The organism is Nocardia sp. NPDC049737 (genome assembly GCF_040674755.1).
Taxonomy (GTDB): Bacteria; Actinomycetota; Actinomycetes; order Mycobacteriales; family Mycobacteriaceae; genus Nocardia.
Map to the genome: position 1 here is coordinate 30,276 of NZ_JBFANH010000042.1, position 14,830 is coordinate 45,105.

Sequence of the window (14,830 nt, forward strand, 5' to 3'; positions counted from 1 at the left end):
TCAGCCGATGCGCACTTCTTCGTGATCCGGCACATCGGGAACGACTTGGCGCAGTGAGGGATTCTCTCGCCTCAGTGCCGCACGAATTTTGACGAACTCGGACCGCCGCTCGAAGGCCAGCACGCCGGTCACCGCCTGGCCGCGCCGGTACAGGAAGAGCGAGCCGTCGGAATTGCGGTTCTCCAGCAATTCCTCGTCGCCCGTCAGATATCCGGCGAATTGAATGCGAATGCCATGCTGGTCCGACCAGAAATACGGCACGTTCGCGCAGACCGCGCCATCGAGTTCCCGAATATGGTTCACGGCGTTCATGGCGGCGATACGCCCTTGCTCCGCCGCATTGGTCCAGTGCTCGACCCGCATGATCGCGTCGAATCGCGGATTAGGCCACCGAACGGCATCGCCGGCGGCGAAAACACCCTCCGATACCCGCAGCTGGGAATCGCACAGAATCCCGTTGTCGAGGGTCAGACCCGAGCCCTCCAGCCATCGTGTGGAGGGACGCACCCCGGCCCCGACGAGAATGACGTCCGCGCGAACTCGGGTGCCGTCGTCGAGAACCAATTCCCGGCCCTCCGCGATGTGGGCGACATCGGTGACCGCCCTGCCGAGGAACAGCTCGACACCGGCGTCTCGATGCAACGCCGCGTAGGTGTCGGCTACCGGAGCGCCGAACCTGCCGAGGGGCTTCGGGGCCATATCGACGAGCGAGACCGCACGACCCTCCTTGACGAGCGTCGACGCGAATTCACCACCGATGAACCCGGCGCCCACAATCGCCACCGACTTCGAGGTATCGGCGACCGCCGCACGCAGGGCGCGGGCATCCTCGAAACTACGCAGCGGATAAACCTCCGGAAGCCCGGCGAACACAGGCGGTATCACCGGCTCGCAGCCGGTCGCGATGACGAGCGCTAGATACCCCAGTTCGCCCTCGGCGAGGCGGACCCGTCGCGCGGCGAGATCGAGACCCAGGGCCGGGGTTTCGAGCATGAAGTCGACTCCGTGCCGACCGAGCTCGCCGACCGACCGATAGACCAGGTCGTCCAGTTCGAGCGGATCGCGCAACGCAACTTTGGACAGGGGCGGGCGCTCGTAGGGCAGGTGAGCCTCATCGCTTACGACCGTCACGCTCAGCTCGGGCGCAAGTCGGACGACAGTTTCCGCCGCCCGCAACCCGGCGATGGAACCACCCACGATGACCACATCGGATACCGCTGTCATGCTCTCAGAGCTCCGCTAGCGTGCTCACAGCGCAGACGGCGCCGGCGGCACTGCGAGCCGCGGCCCCGTGGATCAACCCTTCGGGGCCGGGTACGACGGTGAAGGTCTGCGGTTTCGTCATGGGTGAGATGAAGCGGTATCCGAATGTCTTGCCGCGCAGGTCGATTCCCTCGCGCCGCATATGCTCACCCATCATGAGCGCGAGCAAGGGCCCGTGGATGAGCAGCCCGTCGTAACCCTCTTGCGCTGTCCACCCGAGGTCGTAGTGAATCCGGTGCGCGTTGTATGTCAATGCGGAGAACCGGAACAGCGTTCGCTCGTCCACGGCCAGCTCGAGCGTCGGCCCGCTCGGCGGCGCGGGAGCAGCCGGCGCGGGCGGCAGCGTGCCGGATCCGGGCGCGCGGTAGACGATGTCCTGCTCCTCGCGAATCACCAGCTCGCCGCCCTGGAAGATCTCCTGGAGGACCGTGACCAAGGTCAACGGGCCGGTTCGGCCGTCCTTGTCGAGCGAGCTCTTGACCGAGGTCACTTTGGTAGCGGGCTCGCCGATCACCAAGTGACCGAAGGTCGTCACGCGTCCACCCCCGAACATCCGTCGGCGGTCGGGCCCGGGAGGGGCCGGTATCCCGGTGACCGGATGACCGTCCGGACCGAGCTCACGTTGTGGACCGCGCTCCAGCAGATACGCCCAATGCCACAGCGGCGGCACCGGATCATCAGCGGCACAAGGCATCTCGATGTCGAGCATGGCGGCGAGCGACTCGGTCGGCTCGGCCGCGATCATTTCCGTTCGCTCGATCGTCTCTGACTTCCGATCAGTCACCAAGGCAGTTGTCTCGTCTTTCTGCTCGGAGTGCACTCAGCAGTTCTGAAAGATCGGAAGCGTCTTCCAGGTTCCCGACCGCGTGCACGAGTCGGCGGGGAAGCTCGGGGTCGATCGGCGCCAGCAGTGCTTCTGCCTTCGCGACGACCTCCTCGTGGGACATCGGGTTCAGCGCCGAGCCCTTGGCGGTAGTCGGGTTTCCGGCGAACAGGGTGATCGTTTCGCCACTGGTGAACTCCACGTCCAGACGTGGTCCGTCCTCCAGTTCGATGCCGGAGTCGACATGCATCGAGATCTTCGCGATGGTCTCCGCCACCAGCGGGTCGTTCATGCGGGGCGGCTCGAACTGGTCCAGTCCGACACTGCCGTTGCACAGTGCGACACTCATCGCGTAGGCGAGGCTGAACTGGGCATCGAAGACGGTCTCTATCGGGTCGACCGACAGCATGTTCACCGCGGTCTCCGAGGCTTTGATCGAAATGTGGTGTATATCAGCCGGTTTCACGTCGCGCGTGCGAATCATCGCCAGAACCGTGTCGATCGTGGAGTGGCACCCCCGGCAGCAGGCGTAGGGCTTGATGTACGCGGTGGCCACGTTGTAATCCACGCCCAGGTCGGCGAGCGCCTGCTCGGGGAACCCCTGTCCGTTGTTGTAGGTGGCATACAGGCCACCCCATTCGGCTTCGAAAACCCTACGGGGACCCGTAATTCCGGCCTGGGCGAGCAGCGCCGCGTCCACGCCGGTCTCCCCCGCTTTGCCGGGATGGATGCGTTTGGTCATGGCGCCGTCGTCTTTGAACGCCCACACACCACCGGTGAACGAGCCGGCGATTCCGAGCGCGTCGGCGAACCGTTCCGTATCCAGGCCAAGGGTTTTCGCCGCGGCCGCGGCCGCGGCGAAACTGCCCATGGTGCCGCTCGAGTGCCAGCCTCGGCCGGTATGCGCGGCGAAACCGCCGATCGCCTGCAACGCTCGGTAGCCGATGTCGTATCCGGCGATCGTCGCCGCGATGAGTGTCCGCCCGTCGCCGCCCGCCGCCTCCGCCACGGCCAGCGCCGCGGGCAGCACCGTCGACCCGGCGTGGCCCGGCCCACCCCCGTCGTCGAAGTCGCGCGCATGGGCCGCGGTGCCGTTCGCGAGCGCGGCATGAGCCGGCGAAACCCGAAAGGGAGTGCCCCACACCAGGCTTCCGGACTCGGCGCGCACGCCCGTGAGCGCGGTCCGCACCCGCCGGGCCTCATCGGTGTGAGCACCGGCCATCGCCACGGCCAGGGTGTCCAGAATATTCTTCTTGACACCAGCGACGACTTCACTCGGAATATCGTCGAATTGAATTTTCGCCCAATTGGATGCCAGGCGCTCCGTCAAAGACTCGGCATTCATCACCATATTCCCCTTACACCGGGTTCAAGTTCACGGTGAGCGCCTTGACGAGCCAGCGGCCGCCACTCTGTCCGATTTCGGTGCCGTCGTCGACCACCAGCGCATCGGGGTGCCGGTCGGCCAGATACCTGACCACTTCTTCCATTTCGACCCTGGCCAAGCTTTGACCGAGGCAGCCGTGACTGCCGGTACTGAATGTCAGCGGGGAATTGGATTCCCGGTCGAGGCGGAATTCGGTGGGACGTTCGAAGCGCGCCTGATCGCGGTTCGCGGACCAGACCGCCACATGCACATCGGAGCCTTCCGGAATGATCGTTCCGTTCAGCTCGATATCTTCGGTCGCCACCTTGCTCACGATTCCGGGCCGCGGATACAACCTGATGGCCTCGACCACGGCGGCAGGAATCAGTTCGGGATCCTCGACGAGTCGCCGCCAGGTCTCTCGATCACGCAGCAGTGTCCACACGACCAGGCCGGTTTGATGCGAGGTATTGACCGAGCTCGCCTCGAGCATGGCGGCGGCCTCGTTGAGCAGTTCATCCTCCGACAGCTTGCCCGCTTCCTGCTGGCCGATGAGGAAGGACAGCATGTCCTCGCCGAGGGCCTGTTCTCGCTTTCGCGCGATGAGAGCACGCAGATAGGTGAAGAGTTCGGCGTAGGCGTTCACGATCACGGGGGTGAGGGAGCGGTCCCGTTGCAGCAGTGAGAGCGTCCGCTCCGACAGGCTGGCGACCAAGGGCTCGTCCGCCGCGGGTGCGCCGGCGAGATAGCAATAGATCCGCGCGGGAATGCGCTGGTCGATCCCGGTGTGGAAATCGATGGGAGCGCTCGTGTCGAGATCTGCGACAATGCTCTCGACGATCTCGCGAACAATTCCGCGGATTTCCTGCACAGTGTGCGGACCCATGAACCGCGCCATCGGCGCGCGCAGTCGGAAATGACGCGCACCCTCCGCCATGATGACGCTATTGGCACGGAATTCGTGAGCCAGTCCGTCGGTGATTCCGAACTGTTCCATTAGTTCGAGCGCGGCGTTCTTGAAGCGCGTATTGCGCAGGACCGTGGTCGCGAGATCGTAGGTCAGCACTGTGTAACCGGATGGACCGAGCGCCAGTGGGCCGTCCGGCAAGGCTCCGCCCTCGTGTGCCTGGGCCTGCGGAGCGAACGGATCGAAGCGGGGCAGTAGTGTCTCCGTCATCGAGAGATCGCTCCCATCGGGCAGCACAGCACGACCTCGTCGAACTCCTCCTGCCGATCGTCCTCGATCCGCGTCTTCAATTGTGCGAGCGAGCCGTCCGCGCCGATCTCGAATACATCGGGCATCAGTGCGGCGCAGGTGCCGTTGGCATCGCAACGGCCGAAATCTACTTTGACGTTGATCATCTCGGGGTCCTTCATCTGAGATGCGGCGTAATGCCGAATAATTCGGCTAGCTCCGCTGGGATTTGTCCGAGCCGTCGCTCAAGTCGACGAACCCACCGCGCAGGAAGATCAGCGGTGGTTCGCTGGCACGCAGTTCCAGCGTCTCGACCCGGCCGACTACTTGGTAATGGTCACCGATCAGGTCCACCTTGAATCGCGTGCACTCCAGGGCGACGATCGCCTCGTCGAGCAATGGCACGCCGTTGACGGACTCACTCCAGCCCACGTCGTGGAAGCGGTCGTCACTCGGTCGCGAGAACGTCCGGCACACCTCGCTCTGGTTGTGCCCGAGGATATTGACGCCGAAGCGACTCGCACCGTACAGGCGCGGCCAGCTCCTGGAGGAGCGGTCGATGAAGAAGGCGATCAGCGGCGGATCCAGCGAGACCGAGGTGAACGAGCCGATCGTCATACCGACCGGCCCGGACCTGGTGGCCGCGGTGACCACGGCCACGCTCGTCGGGACATGGCCGAGAACGCGCCGGTAGTCGATGGGAGCTGCGGCCAGTTCGGTGTCGACGGCTTTCACTGTGGTATCCATGGCCGTCCTTACAGAACCGTCGTGGGCTCTTCGTTGCCCAGCAGCACCCGACCGTAGGCTTCCCTGCCGATGTCGGCGCTGACGTAGGCGTGCCGGGCCGCGATCGAGGAGTCCCGCCAAATTCGGCTCAGCACATTGACCTCGGCGAACGAACCCGAGCCATTGGCGTTCATCAGCTCGTCGATCGCTCGCGTGGCCAGCTCGGCGACCACGCCGGTGTCATTCCGGATGCGCGCCCGGGTTTCCAGGTCGAGTCGCCGGCGTTCGGCGGCCGCCTGGTCGATGTCGAGGCAAATCCGATTCAAGGTCATTTCCGCGAGGTGCAAATTCGTGGCTGCCTTAGCCACGGCAATCTGATGGGTGGCCGACAGCTTCGCATGCGGGAAATTCGTGTAGGCCACGGGCTTTTCCGGCAATTTGGCTCGAGTGATTTCCAGCGCGTGCCGAACCATACCGATCTGTGCCGCTACGAGAATGGCCGAGGCGACAGCGGTGAAGCCGATCGATGCCATGTGCTCGTCTTTGTGCGGAGTGAGGTATCGGCCTTCGGCCATTTCTTGGAAGCGCTGTACCCGATGCTCCGGCACGAAATGGTCCTCCACCACAATGGTGTCGCTACCCGAGCCCCGCATTCCGGTGACGAACCAGGTCGGTTCGATGGTGAAGGCCTCGGCGGGAATCAACGCCAGTCCCACCTCCTTGCCACCGTCGAGGGGAATACCCACGGTCGCCCAGTCGGCCGCGAAGGAACCGGATGCGTACGGCCAGCGGCCATTGATGTGATAACCGCCCTCGACCGGCTCCGCCTTACCCGGTGAGAAAATGCCACACGACGTCGCCTGCGGATTCGACCCGAACATGTCCTCCCGGGCCTTTTCGGAGAAGGTCGACGCGAATCCGGTGGCGGAGGCGAGCAATGCGGCAATCCACGCGGTGGAACCGTCGCCTCGTGCGACCTCGGCGACCGCCTCAACGGTCGTCCGCATGCTGGCCCCGTGCCCGCCGAGTCGCCGATCCACGAGCAGATGGAACAGGCCGGCCTCGGTCATCGCCTTGACCACCTCCGGGGCGATTCGGCGAGCCTCGGAGCCCTGCGCGGCGTATTCGCGGATCAATGGGACAAGATTGGTTGCGCGGCCAACCAACTCCGCGTCCGGAGCGCCGATGTCGGACCTGACGGCGGTCAACGACGACTGTGTCATGGTGCCTCTTTCCTGGTGATCATGCGAGAAACTGTCGTGATCGACATCACGGGCCAGCTATTTCAGAATGCGTAATCGGCCGGATGGAGTACAAGACCAGGAACTTCGCACACACTATGCGTCCGGCGCATAGTCACATTCGGGCAGCAACCGACCCAAAAAATCGACTCTCGGCCGCAACGTTTTTCGACGTATCATCCCCGGCATGCAATTGCGTGAGCTCGAATGGTTCATCACTTTGACAGAAACCGGAAATATGACAACTACGGCCGACCAACTGAACATCAGTCAGCCGACGCTCTCACGGGCTTTGGCCCGGCTCGAACGCAAACTCGGCGTGAAACTCTTCGACCGTAGCCAGAATCGGCTGCGGCTCAATAAGTACGGCGAGATTTTTCGCGCGCACGCGGTCCGCGCTATCGATGAGATCAACCAGGGAGAAGAGAGAATCGCCACCCTCGTGGACCCGGACCGCGGAGTGGTCTCACTCGGGTTCCTGCATTCATTCGGCGGATGGTTGATACCGCGGCTTCTGGATCGCTATCGTGCCCTCGCGCCACGCACATCCTTCGAGCTCTGCGGCGGTGCATCCGACGCCGTGGTCGATGATGTCCGCCATGGGCGAATCGATATCGGCTTCGTCGCTCCCCAACCCACCGCGGACGATCTGCATTGGCTGCCGCTGGGCCACGAAGAACTGGGCCTCGGCGTCCCGCCGGGCCACGCGTTCGAGGGTCGCGGCGATATCGCGGTCGCCGACCTGATGGACGAGCCCATGGTAGCGCTCAAAGTCGGGTACGGCCTGCGTCAGGTGACCGACCGCCTCTGCCGCGAGGCGGGATTCAGCCCCAGAATCGAAACCGAGGTGACCGAGCTGTCCACCCTCCGGGCACTCGTGGCGGCAGGAATGGGCGTAGCCATCATCCCGGCCGCACAGCCGGGGCACCCGCCCACGACTCCTACCATCCCGTTTCGCGACCACGCTGTCTTCCGGCAGTACGGTGCGGTGACTCGCACACATGGTCCGAGTGGGCGCGCGGCCCGGCGGTTCCTGGAGTTTGTCGCGGAGCAAACCGAACGTCAGCGGCACCCCACAAGTCGATGAATCACCGCAACCGCTCGGACGAGGTGGGGACACCAGCGCCTTCGTGGCGGGTCTGCCGGGCCGTCAGTTTCAGCTCAACAACTTCTCAGACGTGGTGGGCATTAACGGCACCCCGAGATCGAGTTCCCTACACTGTTGCCAACTGCGCGCCACCTCGGCCCGGGCCGCCGCCGCGGCTTAGAACTGAACTGAACAGGTATCTGCGTCCAGCCCCGCGTCGGGCCTTGGAAGGAAGGCATCTCGTGCACCCTGTAGTAGCGCAGCTGAGTGCGGTCATCACCGGCTAGTGCAGTTCTCCGATGGGGTGGTCGGGCACTGTAACCCCCGCGCTGTTGAACGCACTGTTGAAACAGAACCAATACCATTCGCCGCTGAGGTGATGGGATGCGGGCCGGTGGCCAGAAAGATTGGCAAAGCCACTTCCCATCGAGCAATAGGCCGCCATAGGGCCAGTCCTGAAGTAGATGCCGTCGTCGAGGCGTTCCACACCGCGAATGCGATAAAGGCCGAGGCGGTCACCTTCGAACGTCCGTGGATCGACACCGGCACTCACCTGCTGTGCCGCATCGTCGAAGGCGTGCGCCGAGAGGTGCCAGCGCACAGCCATTGGCAGGTCTGCGCTCCATAAAATGGGCGTGAGCGCGATTATCAGTGCGGGAGCAGCCAGGGGGCCGAGCTCAGGTACCCGAAGCCGCCGGGATCGGACTGCCAGGATCGGGTAGACGATGACCATGCACCACACCACAACCACCACGAATGTCCCCCCGAGGATCAACAACGGCGACGGCGACAACGACTTCAGCTTGGTGCTGGCCGGCTCGCTCGCCGAGACGAGTATCCCAAGGCAGGCCACGATGGTGCAGACGAGCAGAAGATGTCTGCTAAGCAGTGACCGGTATCGTCGGTTCCCCGGTCGGCTTTTCTCGGTTTGGGCCGTGCTCATGCCAGGAGCCTAGACTCTAGCTGGGATCGTGGGTGTCGGTGTGTCGCCGCCGGTGAAAGGCTGGCACCGCGCCGTCAATGCCGAGCGAACCTTCCCTCGGCATTGACACACACCTGTCGAATTTGTCTGTAATACAACCAAATTCGCCGTGGCCGTCGCGCACAGCCTCGCGGATGATCGATGGCAGGCCGGTTCGGAGGACCCTGACAAGCTTTGCGGTCAGCCAGCTGGCCTGCAAACTGTCCAGGGCTTAAGAGATAACCCCTGAGTTTCCTGTGGTCTCGGCTCGAGTGTCTGGCATGGGAGCTGGGGGTTTCGGGTGTCCTGAGCCGGTTTTCGGATTTTGATCAGATCTCGGGATTTCTGAAGTAGATTCGGCCGGTCCGAGGTTCTGCGGTCCGAGCTGAAGGTGAGGGTGTCAGGTTGAGCCTGGCGGCGGTGCAGGATCTGCGTGAACGTCGGGAGCTGGCGAGCCCAGAGGAGCTGGCAGCGTTCGAAACCGATGTGCTGGCGGGGTTCGTGCTAGCGCGAACCTCTCGTGGGACCACCAACAGCAGCGCACAAGCGAAACAGGTTATCGCTTTGCCGGTCGGCGAACGCAACGTTCCCGAACGACCGATATGCGGCTACTAGAGTGCATTCGGTCAGCCTCCGTGTGGCCGCTCTGAACAGCGCGACCAGCGCATGGAGATACGTTGTGCGTCCAGGTCTGGACGTGGGCTGACCGCGCCTCCACGTTGGGCCGCTACCTCCGTCGGCATATACGTCTAGTTGTCGAGGTCCTCGATGAGATCCAGGGCTGGGTACAGGACGGGACGAAGTGGACGGAGTCTCGACAGCGCCACGACGCGTTCGACGAGTGGGGCGATCCGGCGGACCAGCAGTCGGGTGCGTTCCTGGTCGGGGCTGCGATCGTGGACCCAGAACAGGACGATGCCCATGTGGGCCAGCCACAGCAGATTCGGCAGCTCGGCCATCAGCCGCTTGTCACCCTTGACGTCGTTGCCGATGACCAGGTTGCGCATGATGGCGGTGGATGCCTCTCGGGCAGGCCGGCTTTCGTCGCTGAACGGACTGAGCGGACTGGTGGGCTCGGCGGCGCTGGCGAAGAACTTACCGCCGAACTCGTGGTAGGGGGCGGCTACGTCGACGAAGGCCAGTTCCATCGTCTGCCACCGGGCGGCGAGAGAGTCGCCGCGGGCAGTCTGCTCGACCCGCTGTTCGTGCAGGGTCTGGATCTGTTGGTAGAAGCCCTGAACCAGGTGTTCCTTGGAAGTGAAATAGTAGTAGGCGTTGCCGACGCTGACGCCGGCTTCGCCCGCGATCGCGCGCATGGTGGTCTTCGTATAGCCGTTCTGCTCGAACAGACGCAGGGCGGCGTCGATGATCTGCTGGCGAGTTTCCTCTCCGCGCGCGGTCGCGGGCTCGGGGCGGGTCATGCGGCTCAGGCTAGCGTGGCTGCGGCGACCGGAACGGGAGGGACGGTGACCTGCTTCTCCTGGTGCCTGCTGCGGCGGATCTTGTTCAGGGCGATCAGGTTTGCGAAGTGCATACCGCCGAGCACCAGCAGAACCATGCCGAGTTTCGTGGCGAGTTCCTCGACTGCGGCGCGCGCATCGATGACTGGGCCGCTGATGCGCAACGCCAGCGCCACGAAGCCCGCATTGACGAGCCAGAACCCGATGACCAGCAGATGATTCACGACTTCGGCGAGATCGCTGTCTCCATTCATGACATCCACCAGAAACCGTGCGCCGGTGCTGTGCAGGGTGCGTGCCACCCAGAACGTGAGCACCAAGCTGATGGTCGCGTAGGCCGCGTATGTGGCGACGACGAGGTTCATTGTCCCAGCTCCTCACTTATTTGAACGTGTTCAACTACGAGGCTAGGCTGTTTGTTGAACACGTTCAAGTGTGAGTGCCGCGACACCGTGCCGGGAAAGCTGGCCTGTCCGGTTCGGGAGCGCATGCTTGGGCAAACGGGCCGGACATCAAACCGGCACCGCGCCCCATGCCAATGTTCATCACTCCGCTTCCGGAGCCATGATCGGTCCGAATAAACGTATCTGGAACATGTTCTCTCAGTGGATCACCTGCTGTCGGTGGTCCCACGACTGGCAACGTGGTGAGCACAACGGTGCCAAACGACAGTCAGAACGGGGGCTCGTGACTGTCGTCGTCGAGCGACCACGCTCCGATAGGCCGGTTGGCCACTTCGACGGAGAGTGCACGCGCATCGAGTCGATGGATGTCGTCGGTGGCGCTGAATACGAAGCAGTCTCCGTTGTTGCCCTGTTTGACACGCAGGGCCGGAGCAGGCAGGCCTCCGACCATGGGCAGATGGCGCATGTCGCCTTGCCAGCCAGGGGCGTCAGCGGCGTCGGCGAGAGCGAGAACGGCTTGCAGCGCCCAGGCTGCCCGGCCGGGGTCGCCGACGAGCCAGTCGTCCATCGGGATGAGTCCGCCGAAGGAGTCGATCGGTTCGGTCAATCGGTAAACGAACACTCGGGTGCTCTTTCTGTTGGAGGGCAACGATTTTCGTTGTTGTCGTTATCGTTCGCCGCGATCAGGTGATCATCGGTTCGGCGGGGGTTGTTGTCGGGTTGATCGTTGCGTGACGTGTCTTGCCGGCGGGAGCGGCAAGGGGTGAACGTCGCCTCGGTCTGCCAAAGTGGTTCGTAGCCTTGTGATTTCGTCGTGCTGCGCCGCGAGGCGTGAGATGGCTGTCTTCTTGAAGTCGGACAGCACACCCTGCCTGCGGCAACGCTGGGACCAGGGTGCACGAATGCGCTACGCCTACTTGAGGAGCTGCGGGAACGCGCCTACACCGGCAGCCATCGGTCGGTGCGGCGGCTGGTAGAGACCTGGCGCGACGTCACACCATCAGCAGCTGTGAACACCCTGGCGGCACCTCGTGACGTCGCCGGCTGGATGATGCGACCGGCCACCGCTCCGACATCCGGTCAGTCTGCGAATTGCTCACGCAGACCGTGCGACAGCCAGCCCGGCCCTCACGGAATATCACGATCACCTGCCGCCGGTGCCCATGTTCGCTGAATCGGAAAGTCAGCTTGAGTTTGTTGTGCAGGAACCACATTCGGTGGATCAGTTGCTCGGAGTGCTGGTCGGGTCCAGCCTAGCCTCACGCTCGACCTGCTGATGGACCTTGTGGCTAGCGTCGATCGCCAGCTCAAGAATCTCGACAACTGACTATATTTTGACGCTGTTCGCGCCGGTCGGGCTGTGGTGTTGGGGTGCACCTCAACTAGACAAATGGAATTTGAGCCCTCGATTACTCAGACCGGCCGATTATCCGCAGCAGCCAGTCGCTCGCGCAACCCGCGAACAATCTGAGCATCGTGGTCGAACACCCGCTCCACAACAGGGAGCAACTGTTCGTAGAGGGTGATCGCCTCACCCGTGCGCCCTAGCGACAGATAGGCGCGAGCCAGGTTGTGGCAGGTGCTCAAGGTGTCGGGGTGCTCGGCGCCCAGCAGCCGCTTCCGATCGGGGAGCACCTGTTCGTAGAGGGTGATCGCCTCGTCCGCTCGCCCCACCGCCCGATAGGCGCCAGCCAGATTGTGGCGGGTGGTCAAGGTACCCGGGTGCTCGGCGCCCAGCACTCGCTCCCGATCGGGGAGCAACCGCTCGAGCAGGGCGATCGCCTCACCCGGTCGGCCCGCCGTCCGATAGGCGCCAGCCAGGTTGTAGCGGGTGCTCAAGGTGTCGGGGTGCTCGGCGCCCAGCACTCGCTCCCGATCGGGGAGTAACCGCTCGAGCAGGGCGATCGCCTCACCCGGCCGCCCCGCACTCCGATAGGCGTCGGCGAGGTTGTGGCGGGTACTCAAAATGTGGCGGTGCTCGGCACCGAGGTGGGTTTCGGCGTCGAGGAGTGTTCGGCGGGTGTAGTCGATCGCTCGGCGAGGTCCGCGGCCGCGGTCAGCTGATTGCTAGCCCAGATCCGTGCATTGACCACGCGGGCTGTGTTTGTCGGGGTCGAGGCCGGTCAGCCCGGTGGCGGTGATGGCGTCGATGTGGTCGATAAGCCCAGCGCCTTCGATCCGGCGCTGCCAAGCCTGACCACGGTCGAACAGGCCGGGTTCGATCACGTCGAGGGCATTGCCCAGCAACCGCGCCCGGGCCTGGTCACTGTCGGCGCGGTCGCGTATGACGCGGGCGACGAGCCGGTGCATCACGACCGCGGTCCGATCAACCGAGCGAGTGAGCAAACTAGCTTGCACGCAACGGGCCACGGCTTCATCGCGGCGCCCGCCATAATCGGGCAGCAGGTCGCGGGCCACACCCGCAGGCGAAAGCATCGCAACGAGTTCAAGGACGCCTCGGACCGCGGTATCCAAGGCGGGGTCACCACTGGAGGCTTCGGTGGTAGCGATCGACAGTAGGATCGCCCGATGCACCTGCAAGGGGTATTCGTGCCCCGCTATCCGGGTGAACGCCTGGTCCCCGAATCCGGCAAGCAACCCCAGATACGTCTCGTAGTCGATACCCAGACGGTCGATCGTGGCCGCGGCCTGGGTCAACGCCAAGGGCAGATCACCCAGTTCCCTGCCCACCCGATCCGCACCGTCGGTATCGGCGAGCTTGGTGGCTTTCTTCAGATAGCGCAGCGATTCACGGCGGGTGTAGACCGTGAGATCCAGTGCGGCGCCCAGGGTGGTGAAGGCGTGTTCGGTGCTGGTGATCACCACCTTGATCCCGGTCGCGGCCGGTAGAAACGCTTTGACCTCATCGGGTGCGGTGGCATTGTCCAGCACCAGCAATCCCGCCACCGGGCGTCCGGTCCAGAACTCGCGCAACCGGTGCGCCGAGATCTCCGAATCACCATTGGGGTCATCCACACCCAGACGCTGCGCGATCGCTGCCAGCCCTTCCAACAACACACCCCGGGATTCAGCGTTGCCCCACCCCACCAACCCCTCACCATCACCGGTCAACACCTCGCGGGCATAAGCGGCGGCAAGCTCGGTTTTACCGACACCCCGCATCCCTGTCACCACCACGACGACCGGCGAACGGTGCACCAGCTTGCGTAACCGGCCCAACGGCGCACGAGTGATGAAGTCGACCGGCTGCTGCGGAACCATACCGGGCGCGGCCATCGATGTTCTGAGTTCTGACTGCCGGATCCTACGCCGCCCACACACGCCACTCCAGCGATACCGAAACCAGCGTTGATGCTTGAAAAATGCGACAGGCCAACGCCATCCGCATCAGGCTGAGCATGCACCACACCCCGTCCGCGTGTAGCCACTTCGAACATCAGTGCACGCGACTTCGAACATCGACAGCACCCATTGATCGATGTCTTCACTTAGCCTGCCACTCACCAGATGCGTACGGGCAAGAGCAGTTCCGCCAATGAAGTGCACCCGATCACCGAACCCGCGGCTGATTGCCGCTAGCAGATGGGAGATCAGATGGTCGCGTTCGACCTGCTCCGGGGAACCCCGAATCGCACTGCGACACTGTCACGTTCGCCGAAACTCATGCCCCGACCCAACCTTCCACACGTCGAAGTGCCGCGCCCAGACGGTGATCTGCAGCGAGCTGTGTAAGTCTCGACAAATCTCTACCGCGGTAGAGCGTCGCGATCGCCGAACGAACCTCCGCCTCGGCATTGCCCAGCTCCGGGCGACGGGCAAGATCGAGTACGGTCTATTCCGGAGTAGTGACCAGCGCTGGGCCCAGTGGCGTTTCGACGCGCTCAGCGTCGAGTGTGTCGGTATCACGACGGACGAAACGAACCTGCGCCGAGCGGTCTGTCAGTGCGATCGGCCGGTGTTGGTTCGGAACCGCGATCACCGCCGTCGCCAGCCCACGAGGTACGGCTCCCAGCATGCGCGCTGCGCTGATACCCATGACAATCGCCTGATCCGGCCCGTAAATCGACGACGCAATACCTGCGGCGGCTGCCTCGAGCCCAGGCAGCCAGGTCCGGCCGACGAAGTCCGGCGGGACGATGATGTAGTAGCCGTGAGCAACGCGGTGCAGCACACCTTGACCGACAAGCCGCGCGACCCTCGGGCCGCGGCTGAGCGTAGATGCCAGCCAAGTCCTGCGGCCGCACGGTCCGAAGCGGTGCCCGCCAGAGTTCACTGGGCAACAAGGTGTTGCGACGCCCAGCCACCAGCACCACCTCCCAGAGAGTATGCATTTAGTAGGCTAT

General features: G+C 63.9%; 15 protein-coding genes and 1 pseudogene. 1 reads left to right on the forward strand and 15 read right to left on the reverse strand.

Going from position 1 to position 14,830, the window contains the following annotated elements; all coding sequences use genetic code 11:
• The 7 genes from AB0J47_RS37445 to AB0J47_RS37475 are packed head-to-tail and all read right to left on the reverse strand — an operon-like array spanning nucleotide 1 to nucleotide 6,596.
• Nucleotides 1-1,224, reverse strand: coding sequence for an FAD/NAD(P)-binding oxidoreductase (locus AB0J47_RS37445; protein ID WP_364357703.1), 1,224 nt, complete (start codon nucleotides 1,222-1,224; stop codon nucleotides 1-3).
• Between the two features lie 4 nt (nucleotides 1,225-1,228).
• Nucleotides 1,229-2,047, reverse strand: coding sequence for a mesaconyl-C4 CoA hydratase (locus tag AB0J47_RS37450; RefSeq protein ID WP_364357706.1), 819 nt, complete (start codon nucleotides 2,045-2,047; stop codon nucleotides 1,229-1,231).
• Nucleotides 2,040-3,431 carry an MmgE/PrpD family protein gene (locus AB0J47_RS37455; RefSeq protein ID WP_364357709.1) on the reverse strand — a complete coding sequence of 464 codons (1,392 nt, stop codon included), beginning with the start codon at nucleotides 3,429-3,431 and terminating at the stop codon, nucleotides 2,040-2,042. The genes AB0J47_RS37450 and AB0J47_RS37455 overlap by 8 nt, the downstream gene beginning before the upstream one ends.
• Before the next feature lie 13 nt (nucleotides 3,432-3,444).
• Nucleotides 3,445-4,629, reverse strand: a complete 1,185-nt coding sequence (locus tag AB0J47_RS37460) for a cytochrome P450 (protein WP_364357713.1) — start codon at nucleotides 4,627-4,629, stop codon at nucleotides 3,445-3,447.
• Entirely contained in the window at nucleotides 4,626-4,814 is a 189-nt protein-coding gene (locus AB0J47_RS37465) for a ferredoxin (RefSeq protein ID WP_364357716.1), read from the reverse strand. Before AB0J47_RS37465 ends, AB0J47_RS37460 begins: the two co-directional genes overlap by 4 nt.
• Before the next feature lie 46 nt (nucleotides 4,815-4,860).
• Complete coding sequence (locus AB0J47_RS37470; protein ID WP_364357719.1) at nucleotides 4,861-5,394, reverse strand: flavin reductase family protein; 534 nt, start codon at nucleotides 5,392-5,394, stop codon at nucleotides 4,861-4,863.
• A gap of 8 nt (nucleotides 5,395-5,402) precedes the next feature.
• Nucleotides 5,403-6,596, reverse strand: a complete 1,194-nt coding sequence (locus AB0J47_RS37475; protein ID WP_364357722.1) for an acyl-CoA dehydrogenase family protein — start codon at nucleotides 6,594-6,596, stop codon at nucleotides 5,403-5,405.
• A gap of 205 nt (nucleotides 6,597-6,801) precedes the next feature.
• Here AB0J47_RS37475 and AB0J47_RS37480 point away from each other — a divergent pair, with 205 nt between their 5' ends.
• Nucleotides 6,802-7,701, forward strand: coding sequence for a LysR family transcriptional regulator (locus AB0J47_RS37480; protein ID WP_364357725.1), 900 nt, complete (start codon nucleotides 6,802-6,804; stop codon nucleotides 7,699-7,701).
• Nucleotides 7,702-7,984: 283 nt separating this feature from the next.
• Here the strand turns inward: AB0J47_RS37480 and AB0J47_RS37485 are convergent, their stop codons facing one another.
• The 8 genes and pseudogenes from AB0J47_RS37485 to AB0J47_RS37520 all read right to left on the reverse strand — a co-directional run bounded on the left by AB0J47_RS37485 (nucleotide 7,985) and on the right by AB0J47_RS37520 (nucleotide 14,658).
• Complete coding sequence (locus AB0J47_RS37485) at nucleotides 7,985-8,644, reverse strand: hypothetical protein (protein WP_364357728.1); 660 nt, start codon at nucleotides 8,642-8,644, stop codon at nucleotides 7,985-7,987.
• A gap of 767 nt (nucleotides 8,645-9,411) precedes the next feature.
• Entirely contained in the window at nucleotides 9,412-10,083 is a 672-nt protein-coding gene (locus AB0J47_RS37490) for a TetR family transcriptional regulator (RefSeq protein WP_364357731.1), read from the reverse strand.
• 5 nt (nucleotides 10,084-10,088) lie between these two features.
• A complete protein-coding gene (locus AB0J47_RS37495) occupies nucleotides 10,089-10,487 on the reverse strand; it encodes a hypothetical protein (protein ID WP_364357734.1) in 399 nt (132 codons plus the stop codon).
• 307 nt (nucleotides 10,488-10,794) lie between these two features.
• Complete coding sequence (locus AB0J47_RS37500; protein WP_364357737.1) at nucleotides 10,795-11,133, reverse strand: hypothetical protein; 339 nt, start codon at nucleotides 11,131-11,133, stop codon at nucleotides 10,795-10,797.
• A gap of 806 nt (nucleotides 11,134-11,939) precedes the next feature.
• Nucleotides 11,940-12,491 (reverse strand): tetratricopeptide repeat protein, encoded by a 552-nt coding sequence (locus AB0J47_RS37505; protein WP_364357740.1) that lies wholly within the window; start codon nucleotides 12,489-12,491, stop codon nucleotides 11,940-11,942.
• A gap of 102 nt (nucleotides 12,492-12,593) precedes the next feature.
• Nucleotides 12,594-13,763 carry a hypothetical protein gene (locus AB0J47_RS37510; RefSeq protein ID WP_364357743.1) on the reverse strand — a complete coding sequence of 390 codons (1,170 nt, stop codon included), beginning with the start codon at nucleotides 13,761-13,763 and terminating at the stop codon, nucleotides 12,594-12,596.
• Nucleotides 13,764-13,961: 198 nt separating this feature from the next.
• Nucleotides 13,962-14,152, reverse strand: a pseudogene (locus tag AB0J47_RS37515) (nucleotidyl transferase AbiEii/AbiGii toxin family protein); the annotation flags it as partial.
• 167 nt (nucleotides 14,153-14,319) lie between these two features.
• Nucleotides 14,320-14,658, reverse strand: coding sequence for a hypothetical protein (locus AB0J47_RS37520; RefSeq protein ID WP_364357746.1), 339 nt, complete (start codon nucleotides 14,656-14,658; stop codon nucleotides 14,320-14,322).
• Between the last annotated feature and the right edge of the window lie 172 nt (nucleotides 14,659-14,830).

Excerpts from the sequence above, each read along its gene's own strand:
- AB0J47_RS37445 (WP_364357703.1), bottom strand. The coding sequence starts at position 1,224 with ATGACAGCGGTATCCGATGTGGTCATCGTGGGTGGTTCCATCGCCGGG.
- AB0J47_RS37455 (WP_364357709.1), bottom strand. The coding sequence starts at position 3,431 with ATGAATGCCGAGTCTTTGACGGAGCGCCTGGCATCCAATTGGGCGAAA.
- AB0J47_RS37460 (WP_364357713.1), bottom strand. The coding sequence starts at position 4,629 with ATGACGGAGACACTACTGCCCCGCTTCGATCCGTTCGCTCCGCAGGCC.
- AB0J47_RS37465 (WP_364357716.1), bottom strand. The coding sequence starts at position 4,814 with ATGATCAACGTCAAAGTAGATTTCGGCCGTTGCGATGCCAACGGCACC.
- AB0J47_RS37470 (WP_364357719.1), bottom strand. The coding sequence starts at position 5,394 with ATGGATACCACAGTGAAAGCCGTCGACACCGAACTGGCCGCAGCTCCC.
- AB0J47_RS37475 (WP_364357722.1), bottom strand. The coding sequence starts at position 6,596 with ATGACACAGTCGTCGTTGACCGCCGTCAGGTCCGACATCGGCGCTCCG.
- AB0J47_RS37480 (WP_364357725.1), top strand. The coding sequence starts at position 6,802 with ATGCAATTGCGTGAGCTCGAATGGTTCATCACTTTGACAGAAACCGGA.
- AB0J47_RS37485 (WP_364357728.1), bottom strand. The coding sequence starts at position 8,644 with ATGAGCACGGCCCAAACCGAGAAAAGCCGACCGGGGAACCGACGATAC.
- AB0J47_RS37490 (WP_364357731.1), bottom strand. The coding sequence starts at position 10,083 with ATGACCCGCCCCGAGCCCGCGACCGCGCGCGGAGAGGAAACTCGCCAG.
- AB0J47_RS37495 (WP_364357734.1), bottom strand. The coding sequence starts at position 10,487 with ATGAACCTCGTCGTCGCCACATACGCGGCCTACGCGACCATCAGCTTG.
- AB0J47_RS37510 (WP_364357743.1), bottom strand. The coding sequence starts at position 13,763 with ATGGCCGCGCCCGGTATGGTTCCGCAGCAGCCGGTCGACTTCATCACT.